Here is a 271-nt window from a genome sequence, read left to right as displayed (position 1 = left end):
ATCTTCGAGATAAGGGACTGATGACGCTTCGATAAAGGCAGAGAAATCATCATAAGTAAAACGCAAATCGGCACTGTCTTCTTCGCCCGGTTGGTTATAAGCCATACAGCACTCGGCACGCGGCGTACCAGGATGCTCGACGAAGATACGCACACCGATGCCGTCAGTATCTTGCTTGGACAGTAAATCGGCCAAGTACCCTTGGGCTGACTCGGTAATGGTAATATTACTTTTTGTTTCTGTTTGCTCAGTATCTAGCGCTGATTCATAG

General features: G+C 47.2%; 1 pseudogene. It reads right to left on the bottom strand.

Annotated elements, in window-relative coordinates:
• Positions 1–271 (bottom strand): annotated as a pseudogene (locus AAEZ02_RS22565) (hypothetical protein); the annotation flags it as partial.

The organism is Shewanella sp. T24-MNA-CIBAN-0130 (assembly GCF_040310185.1).
Lineage (GTDB): Bacteria > Pseudomonadota > Gammaproteobacteria > Enterobacterales > Shewanellaceae > Shewanella > Shewanella psychromarinicola.
The sequence above is the reverse complement of the archived record's forward strand: the minus strand, read 5'-3'. Positions and strand labels throughout refer to the sequence as shown.